Source organism: Pseudomonas sp. AC239 (assembly GCF_979258545.1).
The window spans coordinates 2,001,462-2,017,985 of record NZ_OZ409864.1 but is presented as its reverse complement, the minus strand read 5'-3'; the positions used below and the strand labels follow the sequence as shown (position 1 = coordinate 2,017,985).

Genomic DNA, 16,524 nt, shown 5'->3' with positions numbered 1-16,524 from the left:
ACCTGAGTTCAGCAATTAGGCATCTGTATCCTGACTTGTCGTGACCTGATAAAAATTGGTCAGTGAAACGCTGTGCGGTATCACTATTGGCAAAGCATCGCTGAACGGTACTGGATCACAGCGCGCGCCCTCGGATACTGTATGCATATACAGAAGCGAGGCTCGTTCGATGATCATCCAAGTTCCGCCCCGCGGTCGCGGCACCGCAACCAACCCGCACAACCGCTTTGCGCCGAGCCGTTCGGTGGCCGAGGACGATGGCTGGTGTCAGGAAGTACCGCAAACGCAAAACACCGAAGTGATCATCGAAAAGGCCAAATCGATCATCAGCCGCAACACCTCGCCGGATCTGCCCTTCGACCGTTCGCTCAATCCCTATCGCGGCTGCGAACACGGCTGCATCTATTGCTACGCACGACCCAGCCACGCCTACTGGGACATGTCGCCGGGCCTTGACTTCGAAACCCGGCTGATCGCCAAGACCAATGCGGCCCAGGTCCTGGAAGAACAGCTGAGCAAACCCGGCTATCAATGCGCGCCGATCAATCTGGGCTCCAACACCGACCCGTATCAGCCGATCGAGCGCGAATACACAATCACCCGACAGACGCTGGAAGTGCTGCTGCGCTATCGCCATCCGGTGACCATCGTCACCAAAGGCTCGCTGATTCTGCGCGATCTCGATTTGCTCACCGAACTGGCGCAGCAACGGCTGGTGTCGGTGATGATCAGCCTGACCACCCTGGACGACGAACTCAAACGCATCCTCGAACCGCGCGCCGCTGCACCCAAGGCACGCCTGCGCGCCATCCGGGTGATGCGCGAAGCAGGCATTCCGGTCGGCGTGCTGTGTTCGCCGATGATTCCGATGATCAATGACAGCGAAATCGAAAGCCTGCTTTCCGAGGCCCACGCTGCCGGTGCGCAAAGCGCTGCCTACATGATGCTGCGCCTGCCGCTGGAAGTCGCGCCCCTGTTCGAGGAGTGGTTGCAGGCGCACTATCCTCAGCGTGCCGCCCATGTGCTGAGCCTGGTCCGCCAGAGTCGCGGCGGCGAACTCTACGACAGCCGTTTCGGCGCGCGGATGCGTGGTGAGGGGCCGTTTGCCGACCTGCTCGCACAAAGATTTGCCAAGGCCATCAAAAAGCTTGGTCTGAACAAACGCGAGGGCTATAACCTCGACTCTACGTCCTTCTGTCCGCCGGGTCGCCAGATGTCGTTGATTTAGCGACAATTGGCTTTGGGTTGACGGGTTGGAATCCTTCCGCCGAAACACGCCGGTCACGTTTTTTGTGACCTGGAACACACGTTCTAGAGCGTTTGATTCAGTTTCAGTTAAGTTTCGGCGGCTACCTTGTTCATCGAGTGACTGACGGGTCGGGATGACCCGGATGGTTTAAACAGCCACTGGCTTCATACCGGAATACCGGGGAAGACTCCCTGAATCCGCACAAGAGGATGAATCATGAGTGACAAGGATAAACAGTCGTTGGCTGCCTCGGCGCAAACCCCTGAAGCGGAATCCGCCGATGCAGCACTGCGACAGATCGTTGATGGCTTTTTACGCTTTCATCATGACGTTTTTCCGCAGCAGGAAGAACTGTTCAAGAAGCTCGCCACCGCCCAGGCGCCCAAGGCGATGTTCATCACCTGTGCCGACTCGCGCATCGTTCCCGAGCTGATTACCCAGAGCTCGCCGGGCGATCTGTTCGTCACCCGTAATGTCGGCAACGTGGTGCCGCCCTACGGTCAGATGAACGGCGGCGTCTCCACCGCGATCGAGTACGCGGTACTGGCGCTGGGCGTGCAACACATCATCATTTGCGGCCACTCCGATTGCGGCGCCATGCGTGCGGTACTCAACCCCGACAGCCTGGAAAAAATGCCCACGGTCAAAGCCTGGCTGCGCCACGCTGAAGTCGCAAAAACCATGGTGCACGACAACTGCAACTGCACCGACGAAAAAGAAAGCATGCCGATCCTCACCGAGGAAAACGTCATCGCCCAGCTGCAGCACTTGCGTACCCATCCTTCGGTAGCCTCGCGCATGGCGAACGGTCATCTGTTCATCCATGGCTGGGTCTACAACATCGAAACCAGCGAAATCAAAGCTTACGACGCGGACCAGGGTCGTTTCCTGCCTCTCGACGGCAGCCATCCGATTCCTGTGGCGACGCCCAAAGCGCGCTTCTAAATCTTCCCAACAATCTGTGTGGTATGACGCCGGCCGCTGATTCAGCGGCCCGGCCTCGCCACGCCTGAAGAAAACTTCGGGAGAATCGCCATGCGTGCGGCTCAATTGAAAGCTGTGTTGCCACGGGAGCTGCTCGCTTCCGTGGTTGTGTTTCTGGTCGCCCTGCCACTGTGCATGGGCATCGCGATTGCGTCAGGGCTGCCGCCGGCCAAGGGTCTGATCACCGGTATCATCGGTGGTCTGGTGGTCGGTTGGCTGGCGGGTTCGCCGTTGCAGGTCAGCGGACCGGCGGCGGGGCTGGCGGTGTTGGTGTTCGAACTGGTGCGCCAGCATGGCATGGAGATGCTCGGGCCGATTCTGCTACTTGCCGGTTTTCTGCAACTGGTCGCCGGGCGCCTGAAGCTTGGCTGCTGGTTTCGCGTCACGGCGCCAGCGGTGGTGTACGGCATGCTCGCGGGCATTGGCGTGTTGATCGTGCTCTCGCAAATCCATGTGATGCTCGATGCCAAGCCGCAGCCTTCAGGGCTCGACAACCTAACGGCGTTCCCCTCGGCCGTAGCGCAAGCCTTGCCGTCGTTCGGCTGGCAGGCGGGTCTGCTCGGCTTGTCGACGATTGCGGTAATGTGGCTCTGGGAAAAATTCCGCCCGCATTCGCTGCGCTTCATTCCCGGCGCATTGCTCGGTGTGGGCCTGGCGACGGTGGCGAGCCTGATGCTGGCGTTGCAGGTCAAGCGCGTGGAGGTGCCGGCGAATCTGGCCGAGGCGATCGATTGGCTCAAACCTGCCGACCTGATGAGCCTGGCCGACCCGACGCTGCTGATTGCTGCGTTCGCCGTGGCGTTTATTGCCAGCGCCGAAACCCTGTTGTCCGCCGCAGCGGTGGACCGCATGCACAGCGGTGTGCGTTCGGATTTCGACCGAGAGCTGTCGGCACAAGGTGTCGGCAACATGCTCTGCGGCCTGGTCGGCGCGCTGCCGATGACTGGGGTGATCGTGCGTAGTTCGGCCAACGTTCAGGCCGGTGCGACCACGCGTTACTCGACGATTTTCCATGGTCTGTGGCTGCTGGCATTCGTGCTGTTGCTGTCGAGCGTGCTGCAAAGCATTCCGGTGGCGAGTCTGGCGGGTGTGCTGGTGTACACCGGTTTCAAACTGGTCGACTTGAAAGCTTTCCGTGGTCTGGGTCGATACGGGCGGATGCCGATGTTCACCTACGCTGCGACGGCGCTGGCGATCATCTTCACTGACCTGCTCACCGGTGTGCTGATCGGCTTCGGGTTGACCATGTTGAAGCTGGCGTTCAAGGCTTCGCGCCTGAAGATCAGCCTGATCGACCTGCCACAGGACGGCGAAATGGAATTGCGTCTGGTCGGCGCGGCGACGTTCCTCAAAGTGCCGGCGCTGACCCAGGTGCTGGGCAGCATTCCCCACGGCACCACAGTGCATGTGCCGCTGAACAACCTGAGCTACATCGACCATTCGTGTCTCGAGTTGCTTGAGGAATGGGGCCGGGCGAATGCGGCGAAGGGGTCGAAGCTGTTGATCGAATCGCGTGGGTTGAAGCGCAGGCTAGAAGGTCGGGTGCGGACCAATACCGGGATTGGTGCGGCGGGTTAGAAGTCGACCTCAAAACGCAAACCCTGTGGGAGCGAGCCTGCTCGCGAAAGCGGTGTATCAGCCAACAGAGATGTTGAATGATCGACCGCATTCGCGAGCAGGCTCGCTCCCACACTGGATTTATGACACAAGAAAATCAGGCGGCAGGCTGATCCAGCTCAAGCCCCACACCCAACCGGCGGCTCATGCACGGCCAGCGTTTCCACGCCGCGCCGGTGTCCGGGCTGCTGAGTTTTTCGCGGTAGGCTTCTACCGATTCCAGGGCAAAACTCTCGTCGTTGAGCATCTCGTCGATCGCGTGATGCACCGCTTCGTCCAGTTGGTTGGCAAATTCCTCACCGATCAATTGGTGAGCGATCAGGTTGGCGACCGTCATGTCCAAGGGGATCAGTGGCTGGCCGAAGTGCTTGATGTACAGGTCGTTGACCTCTTCGACAAAACGGTGCGCCAGATAGGCCTCGTCGAGCAGGCTGTCCAGGCCGACATGCCCGGCCATGATCGCCGGCGGCTGGAGGAAATACTGCTCGGCGATTTTCAGTACCGGTTTGATCTGCGATTCGATGCCCGCTTCCCTGGCGACTTCATTGGCTGCATCCAGCAGGTCAGGTACTTCATCAATGTAGGCGGCGACAAAACGTGTCAGCACACCATTGGCGTCGGCTTCCGGCAACTGGATCGCCGGGTGCAGGTGAGGCAGCTTGCTTTCCAGCTGACGGGTCAGCAGGCCGGTGTCTTTTTCGTGCTGTTGGGCTTTTTGGATCTGCTCGCGCAATGCGGCGGTGTTCATGAAAACTCCAGGAAACAAGGCAATGAAATAGGGAAGACATAACTTAGCTGGCTTACGAAAAACGCTAAGACGCATTTGTCATAATTATTTCATCCTTGATGCAGCTGCGTTATATCCATTTGCCACCACTCGTCTGCATCCTTCTCCATTCGGGCACTTGAACGCAAGCGGCGGTTGTTTCAGCTCATTTACGTGCGCCAGTTGCATTTCCCGGGCGCTGTCTATACTCGCCAATGAATGGAGTTAGCTGATGACGCCCGACTGCACCCGCAGCAAGGCCCGGCGATTCAAGTTCGTAGTCTGATGCAGCCGCTCCCTTGCCGCAGGCGATACGCCGGCGGGATAACAAGAACGATAAGGGGAACCCGCAATGATGCGACATCCACATGTCTGGATGGGCCTCCTGTTGTGGTCGATTTTCAGCCAGGCCAATGCAGCCTGGACTGTGAATATGGCGCCTGGAGCGACTGAAATCAGTCACGCAGTATTCGACCTGCACATGACCATTTTCTGGATCTGTGTGGTGATCGGGATCATCGTCTTCGGCGCCATGCTCTGGTCGATGATGGTGCATCGCCGCTCCACCGGCCAGGTCGCCGCGAAATTCCACGAAAGCACCGGCGTCGAGATCATGTGGACCATCGTGCCGCTGCTGATCCTGGTGGCCATGGCCGTTCCCGCCACCGCAACGCTGATCAAGATGTACGACACCAGCGAGCCGGACATCGATATCCAGATCACCGGTTACCAGTGGAAGTGGCATTACAAATACCTGGGCCAGGACGTCGAGTTCTTCAGCAACCTGGCCACCCCCGCCGAGCAGATTCACAACAAGCAAGCCAAGGGCGAGCATTACCTGCTCGAAGTCGACAAGCCATTGGTGCTGCCGATCGGCGCCAAGGTGCGCTTTCTGGTGACCTCCGCCGACGTCATTCACTCATGGTGGGTGCCGGCCTTTGCGGTCAAGCGCGATGCGATTCCCGGGTTCGTCAACGAAGCCTGGACGCGCATCGACAAGCCCGGCCTCTACCGTGGCCAATGCGCCGAGTTGTGCGGCAAGGATCACGGCTTCATGCCGATCGTGGTTGAGGTCAAGGAGAAGGCCGACTACGAAAAATGGCTCGCCGAACGCAAGGCCGAGGCCGCGCAGCTCAAAGAACTGACCAGCAAGGAATGGACCCTCGACGAGCTCAAGGAGCGCGGCGACAAGGTCTATCACACCACTTGCGTGGCCTGTCACCAGGCCGAAGGCCAAGGCCTGCCGCCAATGTTCCCGGCACTCAAGGGCTCGAAAATCGCCACCGGGCCGAAGGAGGGCCACCTGAGCATTGTCTTCCACGGCAAACCCGGCACCGCCATGGCGGCGTTCGGCAAGCAGCTGTCGGAAGTCGATATCGCCGCTGTGGTGACTTACGAACGTAACGCCTGGGGCAACAACAAGGGCGACATGGTCACGCCAAAAGAAGTGCTGGAGCTGAAACAGGCGGAAAGCAAATGAACCGGTCAATTGCGTATTCAGTGAACCCGTCGGGGCAGCGCGCCCTGACCTGCCCCGTCCACTTTCGTGAAGGAGACCGGCCATGAGCGCTGTCATCGATGACCACGGTCACGCCGACCACGCCCACGGCCCCGCCAAAGGCCTGATGCGCTGGGTGCTGACCACCAACCACAAGGACATCGGTACGCTGTACCTGTGGTTTGCCTTCTGCATGTTCCTGCTCGGCGGCTCGTTCGCCATGGTCATCCGCGCCGAGCTGTTCCAGCCCGGCCTGCAGATCGTGCAGCCGGAATTCTTCAACCAGATGACCACCATGCACGGTCTGGTGATGGTATTCGGCGCGGTAATGCCGGCGTTCGTCGGCCTCGCCAACTGGATGATTCCGCTGATGATCGGCGCGCCGGACATGGCCCTGCCACGGATGAACAACTTCAGCTTCTGGCTGTTGCCGGCGGCGTTTCTGCTGCTGGTCTCGACGCTGTTCACCCCGGGTGGCGGGCCGAATTTCGGCTGGACCTTCTACGCGCCGCTGTCCACCACTTACGCGCCGGAAAGCGTGACGTTCTTCATTTTCGCCATCCACTTGATGGGCATCAGTTCGATCATGGGCGCGATCAACGTGGTCGCGACCATCCTCAACCTGCGCGCCCCCGGCATGACCCTGATGAAAATGCCGCTGTTCGTCTGGACCTGGCTGATCACCGCGTTTCTGCTAATCGCAGTGATGCCGGTGCTGGCCGGCTGCGTGACGATGATGCTCATGGACATTCACTTCGGCACCAGTTTCTTCAGCGCTGCCGGCGGTGGTGACCCGGTACTGTTCCAGCACGTGTTCTGGTTCTTCGGCCACCCCGAGGTGTACATCATGATCCTGCCGGCGTTCGGCGCGGTCAGCCAGATCATCCCGACCTTCGCGCGCAAGCCGCTGTTCGGCTACACCTCGATGGTCTATGCCACAGCGAGCATCGCGTTCCTGTCGTTCATCGTCTGGGCGCACCACATGTTCGTGGTCGGCATTCCGCTGGTGGGCGAATTGTTCTTCATGTACGCGACCATGCTGATCGCCGTGCCGACGGGTGTGAAAGTGTTCAACTGGGCGAGCACCATGTGGCAAGGCTCGATGACCTTCGAGACACCGATGCTGTTTGCCGTGGCGTTCGTCATTCTGTTCTCGATTGGCGGTTTCTCCGGGCTGATGCTGGCGATCGCCCCGGCGGACTTCCAGTATCAGGACACCTACTTTGTCGTTGCGCATTTCCACTATGTGCTGGTGCCCGGGGCGATCTTCGGCATCTTCGCCTCGGCCTATTACTGGCTGCCGAAGTGGACCGGGCACATGTACGACGAAACCCTCGGCAAGCTGCATTTCTGGCTGTCGTTCGTGGGCATGAACCTGACCTTTTTCCCGATGCACTTCGTCGGCCTTGCGGGGATGCCGCGACGGATTCCGGATTACAACTTGCAGTTCGCCGATTTCAACATGGTCTCGTCGATCGGCGCATTCATGTTCGGCGCCACGCAGATCTTCTTCCTGTTCATCGTCATCAAAACCATCCGTGGTGGTGCACCGGCCCCGGCGAAACCGTGGGATGGCGCCGAAGGCCTGGAGTGGAGCGTGCCGTCGCCGGCGCCGTATCACACCTTTACCACGCCGCCGGAAGTGAAATGAACACCTCCTCTTTTTTGCAATGTGTACAGAGGCGCAGATCCCCAGTGGATGCTCACAGATCTTCTGTGGATGTACACAGATCCCCTGTGGCGAGGGGATTTATCCCCGTTGGGTTGCGAAGCAGCCCCAAAACCTGCAATCGAAATTCATCAGGTAGACCGTGTGCGCTGGATTCAGGGCCGCTTCGCAGCCCAACGGGGATGAATCCCCTCACCACAAAAGCTTCACCGGCCACCAGGGAACACGAGGAAACATGAATCATGGCTGACTCGATCTCGCTGAAGAAACTCGTCACTCGCCTGCTGTTGGTGGTGGTGGCGATGTTCGTCTTCGGCTTCGCCCTGGTGCCGATCTACGACGTGATGTGCAAAGCCTTCGGCATCAATGGCAAGACCGGTGGCCAGTACGAAGGCGAGCAAGTGGTCGACACCTCGCGCCAGGTACGCGTGCAGTTCCTGTCGACCAACACCGCCGACATGCCGTGGGACTTTTACCCGAAACACGACGAGCTGACCGCCAACCCCGGCGCGGTGAACGAGATGGTCTTCATCGCGCGCAATCCCACCGACAAACCGATGAGTGCGCAAGCGGTGCCGAGCATCGCGCCGAGCAACGCGGCGGCGTTTTTCCACAAGACCGAATGCTTTTGCTTTACCCAGCAGGTGCTGCAACCCGGTGAACAGATCGAAATGCCGGTGCGTTTCATCGTTGACCGCGACATGCCCAAGGAAGTGAAGCACCTGACGCTGTCCTACACGCTGTTCGATATCACCGCCCGACATCCGCCGGTGGCTGTTAACACTGGCGGTTGAGCGTGGCCGATAAGGAGAACAATAAATGGCAACTCATGAGCATTATTACGTCCCGGCCCAGAGCAAATGGCCGATCATCGCTACGCTCGGGATGTTCGTCACCGTGTACGGCCTGGCCACCTGGTTCAACGATCTGAAGGCCGCGCGCCCGGAATCCCACGGCCCGCTGATCTTTTTCGTCGGCGGCCTGCTGCTGGCGTACATGCTGTTCGGCTGGTTCGGTGCGGTGATCAAGGAAAGTCGCGCGGGGTTGTACAGTCCGCAACTGGATCGCTCGTTCCGCTGGGGCATGAGCTGGTTCATCTTTTCCGAAGTGATGTTCTTCGTCGCTTTCTTCGGCGCGCTGTTCTACGTGCGCCACGTGTCCGGGCCGGCGCTGGGCGGCGAAGGGCCGAAAGGCATCGCGCACATGCTCTGGCCGAATTTCGAATTTGTCTGGCCGTTGCTGCACACACCAGACCCGAAACTGTTCCCGCCACCCAAAGAAGTCATCAGCCCGTGGGGCCTGCCGCTGATCAATACGATCCTGCTGGTCAGCTCCAGCGTGACCATCACCATCGCCCACCATGCGCTGAAGAAAGGCCATCGCGGCGCGCTGAAACTGTGGCTGGCGATCACCGTGCTATTGGGCGTCGCGTTCCTCGGTTTCCAGGCCGAGGAGTACATCCACGCTTATAAAGAGCTGGGGCTGACCCTCGGTTCGGGCATCTACGGTGCGACGTTCTTCATGCTCACAGGCTTCCACGGCGCCCACGTGACCATCGGCACGATCATCCTGTTCGTGATGCTGATGCGGATCATGAAGGGCCACTTCGACAACGAGCACCAGTTCGGTTTCGAAGCGGCGAGCTGGTACTGGCACTTTGTCGATGTGGTGTGGATCGGCTTGTTCTTCTTCGTCTATGTGCTCTGAAAACAGCTGCAAGTTGCTAGCTGCAAGCTTCAAGTCAAAGCGGGATGGCCTCTAACTTGTAGCTTGCCGCTTGAAGCTTGCCGCTCGCGTCTACCACGGCGCATGGGACACCAACTGGCCGCTGTAGAAACCCCAGGCCATCAGGCCGACGGTGAGCACGGCCAGTGCCACCCGAACACTCAAGGCGATGACCAGCCGATGGGAGCTGCTGTCGTCCTTGACCAGGAAAAACAGGCCGCTGAACAGGCTGACGACCGTGGCAATCAGCATCAGGACGATCGCTGCTTTGAACATGGCAAGACTCCGGGGGACAGGCGATGCACTTGAGTATAGCGATCGCGATGACTGACTTTATGGCGCGCCCATGAAGCGCTTTCGCCCGGGCGTGATCCCCACCTTAGTGGTCGGCCTGTTGCTGCCGCTGATGGTTGCGCTGGGCTTCTGGCAACTGGGCCGGGGCGCGGAGAAAACCGCGCTGCTGGCCAGTTACGCCGAACGTCGCGTGGCCGAACCGATGGCCAGCAGTGAACTGCTCGCCAGCGCCGACCCGGCTTACCGCCGCGTGCGCCTGCACGGCCAGTTCGACGCTGCCCACACGCTGCTGCTGGACAACCGCCAGCGTGGCGGCAAGGTCGGCGTCGAGTTGCTGCAACCGTTTCAGGATCAGCGCAGCGGCCTGTGGCTGCTGGTCAATCGCGGCTGGCTGCCATGGCCCGACCGGCGCGTGCCGCCGCAATTCACTACACCGGCCGAGACACTGACGCTCGATGCCTGGGTCTACGTCGCCCCCGGCGCAACGTTCCAGTTGCACGCCGATCCGGTCAGCCATGTCTGGCCGCAAACCATCACCGCCGTCGAGCCGGACAAGTTGTGGCAAACCCTGGAGCGCGACGGTTTCGCCTTTGAGCTGCGCGCCGAACCCGGCCCGGCCAGCTATCAGACCGATTGGCCGGTGGTCGCGATGGGCCCGGAAAAACACCTCGGCTACGCCGTGCAATGGTTCGCCATGGCCACGGCCCTGCTCGGGCTCTACCTCTATTTCGGCTGGCACCACGCAAAGGAGAAACGCCATGGGAAGCGCCATGAATCCACCCAGCATGTCTGAGGCCAAACCCGTTCCCAGCCGCCGGCGTGGGCGCATTCAGTTGCTGCTGATTGTGCTTGGCGTGGTCGGGCCGATGCTGCTCGCCACCGGCATGTACAAATTGCAGTTCTGGGTGCCGGAAGGACGCAGCTATCACGGCGAGCTGATCGGCAACGGCCAGACCCGCGCCGATCTCGGCGTGCAGGCCGATGAGCAGCGCTGGCAGATTCTGGTCACGGCGCCAAAGGACTGCGCAGTCGATTGCCAGCAACTGGTTTATCTGGCGCGGCAGATCCAGATCAGCCTCGGCCGCGAAGCCGGGCGCGCCAGCCACGCCCTCGCCGCCGCGCAACCACTGAGCGCTGATTACGCCGCAAAACTCGACCGTGAATATCCGCAGTTGCAGCGCTATCCGCTGGATGCCGGGGTGTTTGCCAGGACCACCGGCGACAAAGCCGTGCCGCAGCTGTGGATCGTCGACCCGCACGGCAATCTGGTGCTGCGCTACGAGCCCAATGTGAAGGGCAAGGATCTGCTTAACGACCTGCGGCATCTGCTGAAACTGTCGAACATCGGATAAGGGCATCGTCATGGCCAAACCTGGATTTCGCCTCGCGCTGTTTGCCACCCTGCTGGCACTGATTGTGGTGCTGCTCGGCGCCTATACGCGCCTGACCCACGCCGGCCTCGGCTGCCCCGACTGGCCGGGCTGTTACGGGTTTATCAGCGTGCCGAAAAGCGAGGCGCAACTGGCCCATGCCGAGCTGCACTTCCCTGACGCGCCGGTGGAGGCGCACAAAGGCTGGAACGAGATGATCCACCGCTACTTCGCCGGCACTCTGGGTCTGCTGATTTCAGTATTGGCCGGGCGCGCCTGGGTCAACCGGCGCCATCCGGGCCAACCGGTGAAACTGCCGCTGTTTCTGCTGGCGGTGGTCATCGCTCAGGCAGCGTTCGGCATGTGGACGGTGACACTCAAGCTCTGGCCGCAAGTGGTTACCGGGCATTTGCTCGGCGGCTTCGCCACGCTGAGTCTGCTGTTTCTGCTGACGCTGAGGTTGTCCGGCGTGCTGCCGGCGCTGACGGTACCGAAGCGCCTGCAATACTGGGCGACGGCGGGCCTGCTGTTGGTGATCGGCCAGATCGCTTTGGGCGGCTGGGTCAGTTCCAACTACGCAGCGGTGGCCTGCATCGACTTCCCCACCTGCCATGGCCAATGGCTGCCGCCGGCGGACTTCGCCAATGGTTTTCACCTGACTCAGCACATCGGCCCGAATTATCTCGGCGGACAACTCGACAGCGATGCGCGCACGGCGATTCACCTGACCCACCGCATCGGCGCTTTGCTGGTGACGGTCGTGCTGCTCGGTCTGGCGTGGCAGTTGAAAGCCGTGGGCATGACCCGTTTGGCCGGATTGCTGCTGATCGCCCTCGCCGCGCAGATCACCCTCGGCATCAGCAACGTGCTGTTTCATCTGCCGCTACCGGTGGCCGTCGCCCACAACGCTGGCGGCGCGGCGTTGTTGCTGACCCTGGTGCTGGTCAATTATCACGCGCGCACCAGTCTGCTGCGGGTGAGCCAACCGGTGCTGGCGCGCTGGCGCTTCAGTGCACCCAAACCTGCCGTCGCGCCCATTGCATTGAAAGGAGAAACGCCATGGCGAGTCTGATCGGCGAACGTCCAGCGCAGGCGCTGTGGCGCGATTATCTGGAGCTGACCAAACCGAAAGTCGTGGTGCTGATGCTGATCACCTCGCTGGTCGGCATGTTCCTCGCCACCCGCGCGGGCGTGCCATGGACGGTGCTGGTGTTCGGCAATCTGGGCATTGCCTTGTGTGCAGGCGGCGCGGCAGCGGTCAATCATGTGGTCGACCGGCGCATCGATGCGGTGATGGCGCGTACGCACAAACGGCCGTTGGCCGAAGGGCGGGTTTCACCTGCGGCGGCGCTGACATTTGCGTTGCTGCTGGCGTTGCTCGGTCAGGCCTTGCTGCTGACGTTCACCAATCAACTGACCGCTTGGCTGACTCTCGCTTCACTGCTCGGTTACGCCGTGGTCTACACCGGTTTTCTCAAGCGTGCGACGCCGCAGAACATCGTCATCGGCGGCCTCGCTGGCGCCGCGCCACCGCTGCTCGGCTGGACCGCCGCCACCGGCCATGTCAGCGCCGAACCGCTGTTGCTGGTGCTGATCATCTTCGCCTGGACCCCGCCGCACTTCTGGGCGCTGGCGATTCATCGCAAAGAGGAATACGCCAAGGCCGACATTCCGATGCTGCCGGTGACCCATGGCGAGCACTACACAAAAGTGCACATTCTGCTGTACACCTTCGCGCTGCTGGCGGTGAGTCTGCTGCCGTACGTGATTCACATGAGCGGCGTGCTGTATCTGGTCTGCGCGCTGGCATTGGGCGCGCGGTTTCTGCAATGGGCCGTGGTGCTGTACCGTGGCACTCGGCCGCACGCGGCGATCAACACCTTCAAGTACTCTATCTGGTACCTGTTCCTGTTGTTCATCGCCCTGCTCGTAGACCACTACTTACTGTTGAACCTATGACCCGAACCCAGAAAACCGTCTTCATCCTCGTTGCCGTGATCGCGTTGATCCTCGGGCTTACCGTCAACAAAGTGCTGAGCGGCAAAGGCCAGGGCGACCCGACTGCGCTGATCGACGCCGGCATCATCCTGCTGCCGCAGAGCCGCAACCTGCCGGACGTGACCATGACCGATCAGGACGGCAAACCGGTGGCGATTGACGAGTTGAAAGGCAAGTGGAGTCTGTTGTTCTTCGGCTACACCTTCTGCCCGGACATCTGCCCGACCACCCTGGCGCAACTACGGCAGATCAAGAGCGAGCTGCCGAAAGAGGCGGTGGATAAATTGCAGATCGTGCTGGTCAGCGTCGACCCCAACCGCGATACGCCGAAGCAGTTGAAGCAGTACCTGGGCTACTTCGATCCACAGTTCATTGGCCTGACGCCAACCTCGATCGAGGAGCTGCAGAAGGTCGCGAACGCGGTGAGCATTCCATTCATTCCGGCCGATACCAGCAAGCCGAACTACACCGTGGATCACAGCGGCAATCTGGCCGTGATCGGCCCGGACGGCACGCAGCGCGGGTTTATTCGCGCGCCGTTGAACAATGCCAAGCTGGTGGCGCAGTTGCCGGCGATGCTTGAGCGCCAGTAGGAACACCAAAGAACCATTGTGGGAGCGGGCTTGCTCGCGAATGCGGTGGGTCAGATAAAGACATGTTGGCTGACACACCGCATTCGCGAGCAAGCCCGCTCCCACACGGACGATATTCCAGGCACAAAAAAGGGGACGCCATTGGCGTCCCCTTTTTCATTGCAGCAACCTGAATCAGAACGCCGGCAACACCGCGCCTTTGTACTTCTCGGTAATGAACTGCTTCACTTCCGGGCTGTGCAGGGCAGCCGCGAGTTTCTTCATTGCGTCGCTGTCCTTGTTGTCCGCGCGGGACACGAGGATGTTCACGTACGGCGAGTCGTTGCCTTCGATCACCAGCGCATCCTTGGACGGATCAAGCTTGGCTTCCAGCGCGTAGTTGGTGTTGATCAGCGCCAGATCGACCTGGGTCAGCACACGCGGAATAGTGGCGGCTTCCAGTTCACGGAATTTCAGGTCTTTCGGGTTCTGCTCGATGTCTTTGAGGGTCGACAGAATGTTGCTCGGATCCTTCAAGGTGATCACGCCAGCCTTGGCCAGCAGCAACAGCGCACGGCCGCCATTGGTGGCGTCGTTCGGGATCACCACGTTGGCGCCGCCGGGCAGGTCTTTCAGATCCTTGAGCTTGCTCGAGTAAGCGCCCAGCGGCTCCAGGTGCACGCCGGTCACGGCAACGAGGCTGGTGCCCTTGGCCTTGTTGAATTCATCGAGATACGGCTGGTGCTGGAAAAAGTTGGCGTCGAGGCGCTTTTCCGCGACCTGGACGTTCGGCTGAATGTAGTCGGTGAAGACCTTGACCTTCAGATCCACGCCTTCCTTGGCCAAGGCCGGTTTGACGAACTCGAGGATTTCCGCGTGCGGCACCGGGGTGGCGGCAACGGTCAGGGTCTCGGCGTGGGCCGAAAACGCCGCAACAGCGGCGAAAGCAGCGATCAGTTTTTTCATTCAGCTAACTCCTTGTGAGGACGCCCGCCAACGAATGGCCCGCGCCTCTTGATTAAAAAACCGCTTATTTGCGCGAGAAATGCACGACCAGACGGTCGCCCACCATTTGCAGCACCTGTACCAGAATCAACAGCAGGACCACGGTGACGATCATTACGTCGGTCTGAAAACGCTGGTAGCCGAAACGGATCGCCAGGTCACCCAGACCACCAGCGCCGACCACACCGGCCATCGCCGTGTAGGACACCAGTGTAATCGCCGTCACCGTAATCGCTGCGAAGATGCCCGGGCGGGCTTCCGGCAGCAACGCGTTCATGATGATCTGCCGGGTGGTCGCGCCCATCGACTGAGTCGCTTCGATGATGCCGCGGTCGACTTCGCGCAGCGCAGTTTCCACCAGACGCGCAAAGAACGGCGTGGCGCCGACCACCAGCGGCGGGATCGCCCCGGCCACGCCCAGCGAGGTGCCGGTGATCAGCACGGTGAACGGGATCATCACGATCAGCAAAATGATGAATGGCAGCGAACGCAAAATGTTCACCACCAGCGACAGCACTGCGTAGACGCCACGGTTTTCCAGCAACTGACGGGGACTGCAGAGAAACAGCAGCACGCCCAGTGGCAGACCGAGCAACACGGTGAACAACAGCGAACCGCCGAGCATCAGCATGGTGTCGCCAGTCGCCAGCCAGATTTCGTACCAGTCGATATTGGCGAAGAAACTCATCAGGTCAGCCATTAGCGCAACACCTCCATGTGAACGTCAGCGGCGGTGAAGCGGGCAAACGCCGCCTCCATGTCGCCACCGTTGACAGCGAGGGTCAGTTGCCCGTACGGAATGTCTTTTATGCGGTCGATGCGCCCGGCAAGGATGCTGTAGTCGACGCCGGTTTCCCGGGCGACGGTGCCAAGCAGCGGCGCGTAGGTCGCCTCGCCCTGAAAGGTCAGACGCACGATACGCCCGGGCACATGGGCAAAATCGTCACGCTGCTCGCTCTCGTCGATCTGCTCGCTTTCCTGGACGAAACGCTTGGTGGTCGGATGCTGCGGATGCAGGAACACATCGGCCACCGGCCCCTGCTCGACGATCACGCCGGCGTCCATCACCGCGACCTGATCGCAGACGCGCCGGATCACGTCCATCTCGTGGGTGATCAGGACGATGGTCAGCTTCAGTTCGCGGTTGATTTCCGCCAGCAGCTGCAGGACCGACGCGGTGGTCTGCGGGTCGAGGGCGCTGGTGGCCTCGTCGCACAGCAGGATCTTCGGCTTGGTCGCCAGCGCACGGGCGATGCCGACGCGTTGCTTCTGCCCGCCGGACAGTTGCGCCGGGTACTTTTTCGCGTGGTCGGACAAACCGACCCGCGCCAGCAACTCGGCCACCCGTTGGTTGATTTCACTGCTCGACAGCTCACCGGCCAGGGTCAGTGGCAACGCAACGTTATCGGCGACAGTCTTGGAGGCGAGCAGGTTGAAGTGCTGGAAGATCATCCCGACCTGCTGACGGAAACGGCGCAGGCCATTGGCGTCCAGTGCGGTGACTTCTTCGCCGTCGACGATGATCTTGCCGCCACTGCAATCTTCCAAGCGATTGATCAGACGTAGCAGGGTACTTTTGCCCGCACCGGAATGGCCAATCAGGCCGAACACCTGGCCGTTCTCGATGGCGAGACTGGTCGGGTGCAGCGCGGGAATATCCTTACCGGCGACGCGGTAAGTCTTGTGGACGTTTTGAAACTCGATCACGTAGCGAACCTTGTGGGGCGCGTTGGAAAAGGATCAGCGGTTAGCCGGGCGCGCATTTTAGCCTGTCCGT

General features: G+C 60.7%; 17 protein-coding genes. 12 read left to right on the top strand and 5 right to left on the bottom strand.

All coding sequences use genetic code 11. The features are described 5' to 3' along the window. Positions 1 to 169 precede the first annotated feature (169 nt). The 3 genes from ACZ0AZ_RS09370 to ACZ0AZ_RS09360 all read left to right on the top strand — a co-directional run bounded on the left by ACZ0AZ_RS09370 (position 170) and on the right by ACZ0AZ_RS09360 (position 3,811). Positions 170 to 1,228: a PA0069 family radical SAM protein gene (locus ACZ0AZ_RS09370; protein ID WP_129998070.1), complete on the top strand. Its 1,059-nt coding sequence runs from the start codon at positions 170 to 172 to the stop codon at positions 1,226 to 1,228. 237 nt (positions 1,229 to 1,465) lie between these two features. Beyond that, positions 1,466 to 2,194, top strand: coding sequence for a carbonic anhydrase (locus tag ACZ0AZ_RS09365; protein WP_039757106.1), 729 nt, complete (start codon positions 1,466 to 1,468; stop codon positions 2,192 to 2,194). 90 nt (positions 2,195 to 2,284) lie between these two features. Next, positions 2,285 to 3,811, top strand: coding sequence for a SulP family inorganic anion transporter (locus tag ACZ0AZ_RS09360; RefSeq protein ID WP_039757107.1), 1,527 nt, complete (start codon positions 2,285 to 2,287; stop codon positions 3,809 to 3,811). Between the two features lie 136 nt (positions 3,812 to 3,947). Here ACZ0AZ_RS09360 and ACZ0AZ_RS09355 read toward each other — a convergent pair whose 3' ends face one another. Continuing rightward, positions 3,948 to 4,598: a hypothetical protein gene (locus ACZ0AZ_RS09355; protein WP_007911722.1), complete on the bottom strand. Its 651-nt coding sequence runs from the start codon at positions 4,596 to 4,598 to the stop codon at positions 3,948 to 3,950. A 370-nt stretch (positions 4,599 to 4,968) separates the two neighbouring features. Between ACZ0AZ_RS09355 and coxB the strand changes: the two genes are divergently transcribed. The 4 genes from coxB to ACZ0AZ_RS09335 all read left to right on the top strand — a co-directional run bounded on the left by coxB (position 4,969) and on the right by ACZ0AZ_RS09335 (position 9,490). Beyond that, positions 4,969 to 6,096 (top strand): cytochrome c oxidase subunit II, encoded by a 1,128-nt coding sequence (coxB, locus tag ACZ0AZ_RS09350; RefSeq protein ID WP_039757109.1) that lies wholly within the window; start codon positions 4,969 to 4,971, stop codon positions 6,094 to 6,096. An 82-nt stretch (positions 6,097 to 6,178) separates the two neighbouring features. Beyond that, positions 6,179 to 7,765: a cytochrome c oxidase subunit I gene (gene ctaD, locus ACZ0AZ_RS09345; RefSeq protein WP_039757110.1), complete on the top strand. Its 1,587-nt coding sequence runs from the start codon at positions 6,179 to 6,181 to the stop codon at positions 7,763 to 7,765. A 260-nt stretch (positions 7,766 to 8,025) separates the two neighbouring features. Continuing rightward, the gene (locus tag ACZ0AZ_RS09340; protein ID WP_039757111.1) at positions 8,026 to 8,577 is read left to right on the top strand and encodes a cytochrome c oxidase assembly protein; all 552 of its coding nucleotides are present in this window, start codon (positions 8,026 to 8,028) and stop codon (positions 8,575 to 8,577) included. Positions 8,578 to 8,602: 25 nt separating this feature from the next. Beyond that, on the top strand, positions 8,603 to 9,490 hold the full coding sequence (locus ACZ0AZ_RS09335) for a cytochrome c oxidase subunit 3 (protein ID WP_129998069.1): 888 nt from the start codon (positions 8,603 to 8,605) through the stop codon (positions 9,488 to 9,490). Between the two features lie 90 nt (positions 9,491 to 9,580). On the opposite strand, the gene ACZ0AZ_RS09330 is transcribed toward ACZ0AZ_RS09335, so the two are convergent. Then, positions 9,581 to 9,784: a twin transmembrane helix small protein gene (locus ACZ0AZ_RS09330; RefSeq protein WP_463537259.1), complete on the bottom strand. Its 204-nt coding sequence runs from the start codon at positions 9,782 to 9,784 to the stop codon at positions 9,581 to 9,583. A 70-nt stretch (positions 9,785 to 9,854) separates the two neighbouring features. On the opposite strand from ACZ0AZ_RS09330, the gene ACZ0AZ_RS09325 reads away from it, so the two are divergent. Genes ACZ0AZ_RS09325 through ACZ0AZ_RS09305 form a run of 5 tightly spaced genes read left to right on the top strand, consistent with a single transcriptional unit; the run spans position 9,855 to position 13,763 of the window. Then, a complete protein-coding gene (locus ACZ0AZ_RS09325; protein ID WP_463537258.1) occupies positions 9,855 to 10,595 on the top strand; it encodes an SURF1 family protein in 741 nt (246 codons plus the stop codon). Beyond that, the gene (locus ACZ0AZ_RS09320; protein ID WP_056791251.1) at positions 10,561 to 11,154 is read left to right on the top strand and encodes a hypothetical protein; all 594 of its coding nucleotides are present in this window, start codon (positions 10,561 to 10,563) and stop codon (positions 11,152 to 11,154) included. Before ACZ0AZ_RS09325 ends, ACZ0AZ_RS09320 begins: the two co-directional genes overlap by 35 nt. Positions 11,155 to 11,164: 10 nt before the next feature. Next, positions 11,165 to 12,244 (top strand): COX15/CtaA family protein, encoded by a 1,080-nt coding sequence (locus tag ACZ0AZ_RS09315; RefSeq protein ID WP_310409622.1) that lies wholly within the window; start codon positions 11,165 to 11,167, stop codon positions 12,242 to 12,244. Beyond that, positions 12,232 to 13,131: a heme o synthase gene (gene cyoE, locus ACZ0AZ_RS09310; RefSeq protein ID WP_039757118.1), complete on the top strand. Its 900-nt coding sequence runs from the start codon at positions 12,232 to 12,234 to the stop codon at positions 13,129 to 13,131. The genes ACZ0AZ_RS09315 and cyoE overlap by 13 nt, the downstream gene beginning before the upstream one ends. Then, positions 13,128 to 13,763: an SCO family protein gene (locus ACZ0AZ_RS09305; protein ID WP_039757121.1), complete on the top strand. Its 636-nt coding sequence runs from the start codon at positions 13,128 to 13,130 to the stop codon at positions 13,761 to 13,763. Before cyoE ends, ACZ0AZ_RS09305 begins: the two co-directional genes overlap by 4 nt. A 174-nt stretch (positions 13,764 to 13,937) precedes the next feature. Here the strand turns inward: ACZ0AZ_RS09305 and ACZ0AZ_RS09300 are convergent, their stop codons facing one another. The 3 genes from ACZ0AZ_RS09300 to ACZ0AZ_RS09290 form a co-directional block, all read right to left on the bottom strand. Further along, positions 13,938 to 14,708, bottom strand: a complete 771-nt coding sequence (locus ACZ0AZ_RS09300; RefSeq protein ID WP_039757123.1) for a MetQ/NlpA family ABC transporter substrate-binding protein — start codon at positions 14,706 to 14,708, stop codon at positions 13,938 to 13,940. Positions 14,709 to 14,772: 64 nt separating this feature from the next. After that, complete coding sequence (locus ACZ0AZ_RS09295) at positions 14,773 to 15,447, bottom strand: methionine ABC transporter permease (RefSeq protein WP_039757124.1); 675 nt, start codon at positions 15,445 to 15,447, stop codon at positions 14,773 to 14,775. After that, positions 15,447 to 16,454 (bottom strand): methionine ABC transporter ATP-binding protein, encoded by a 1,008-nt coding sequence (locus ACZ0AZ_RS09290; RefSeq protein ID WP_463537257.1) that lies wholly within the window; start codon positions 16,452 to 16,454, stop codon positions 15,447 to 15,449. Before ACZ0AZ_RS09290 ends, ACZ0AZ_RS09295 begins: the two co-directional genes overlap by 1 nt. Positions 16,455 to 16,524: the final 70 nt, after the last annotated feature.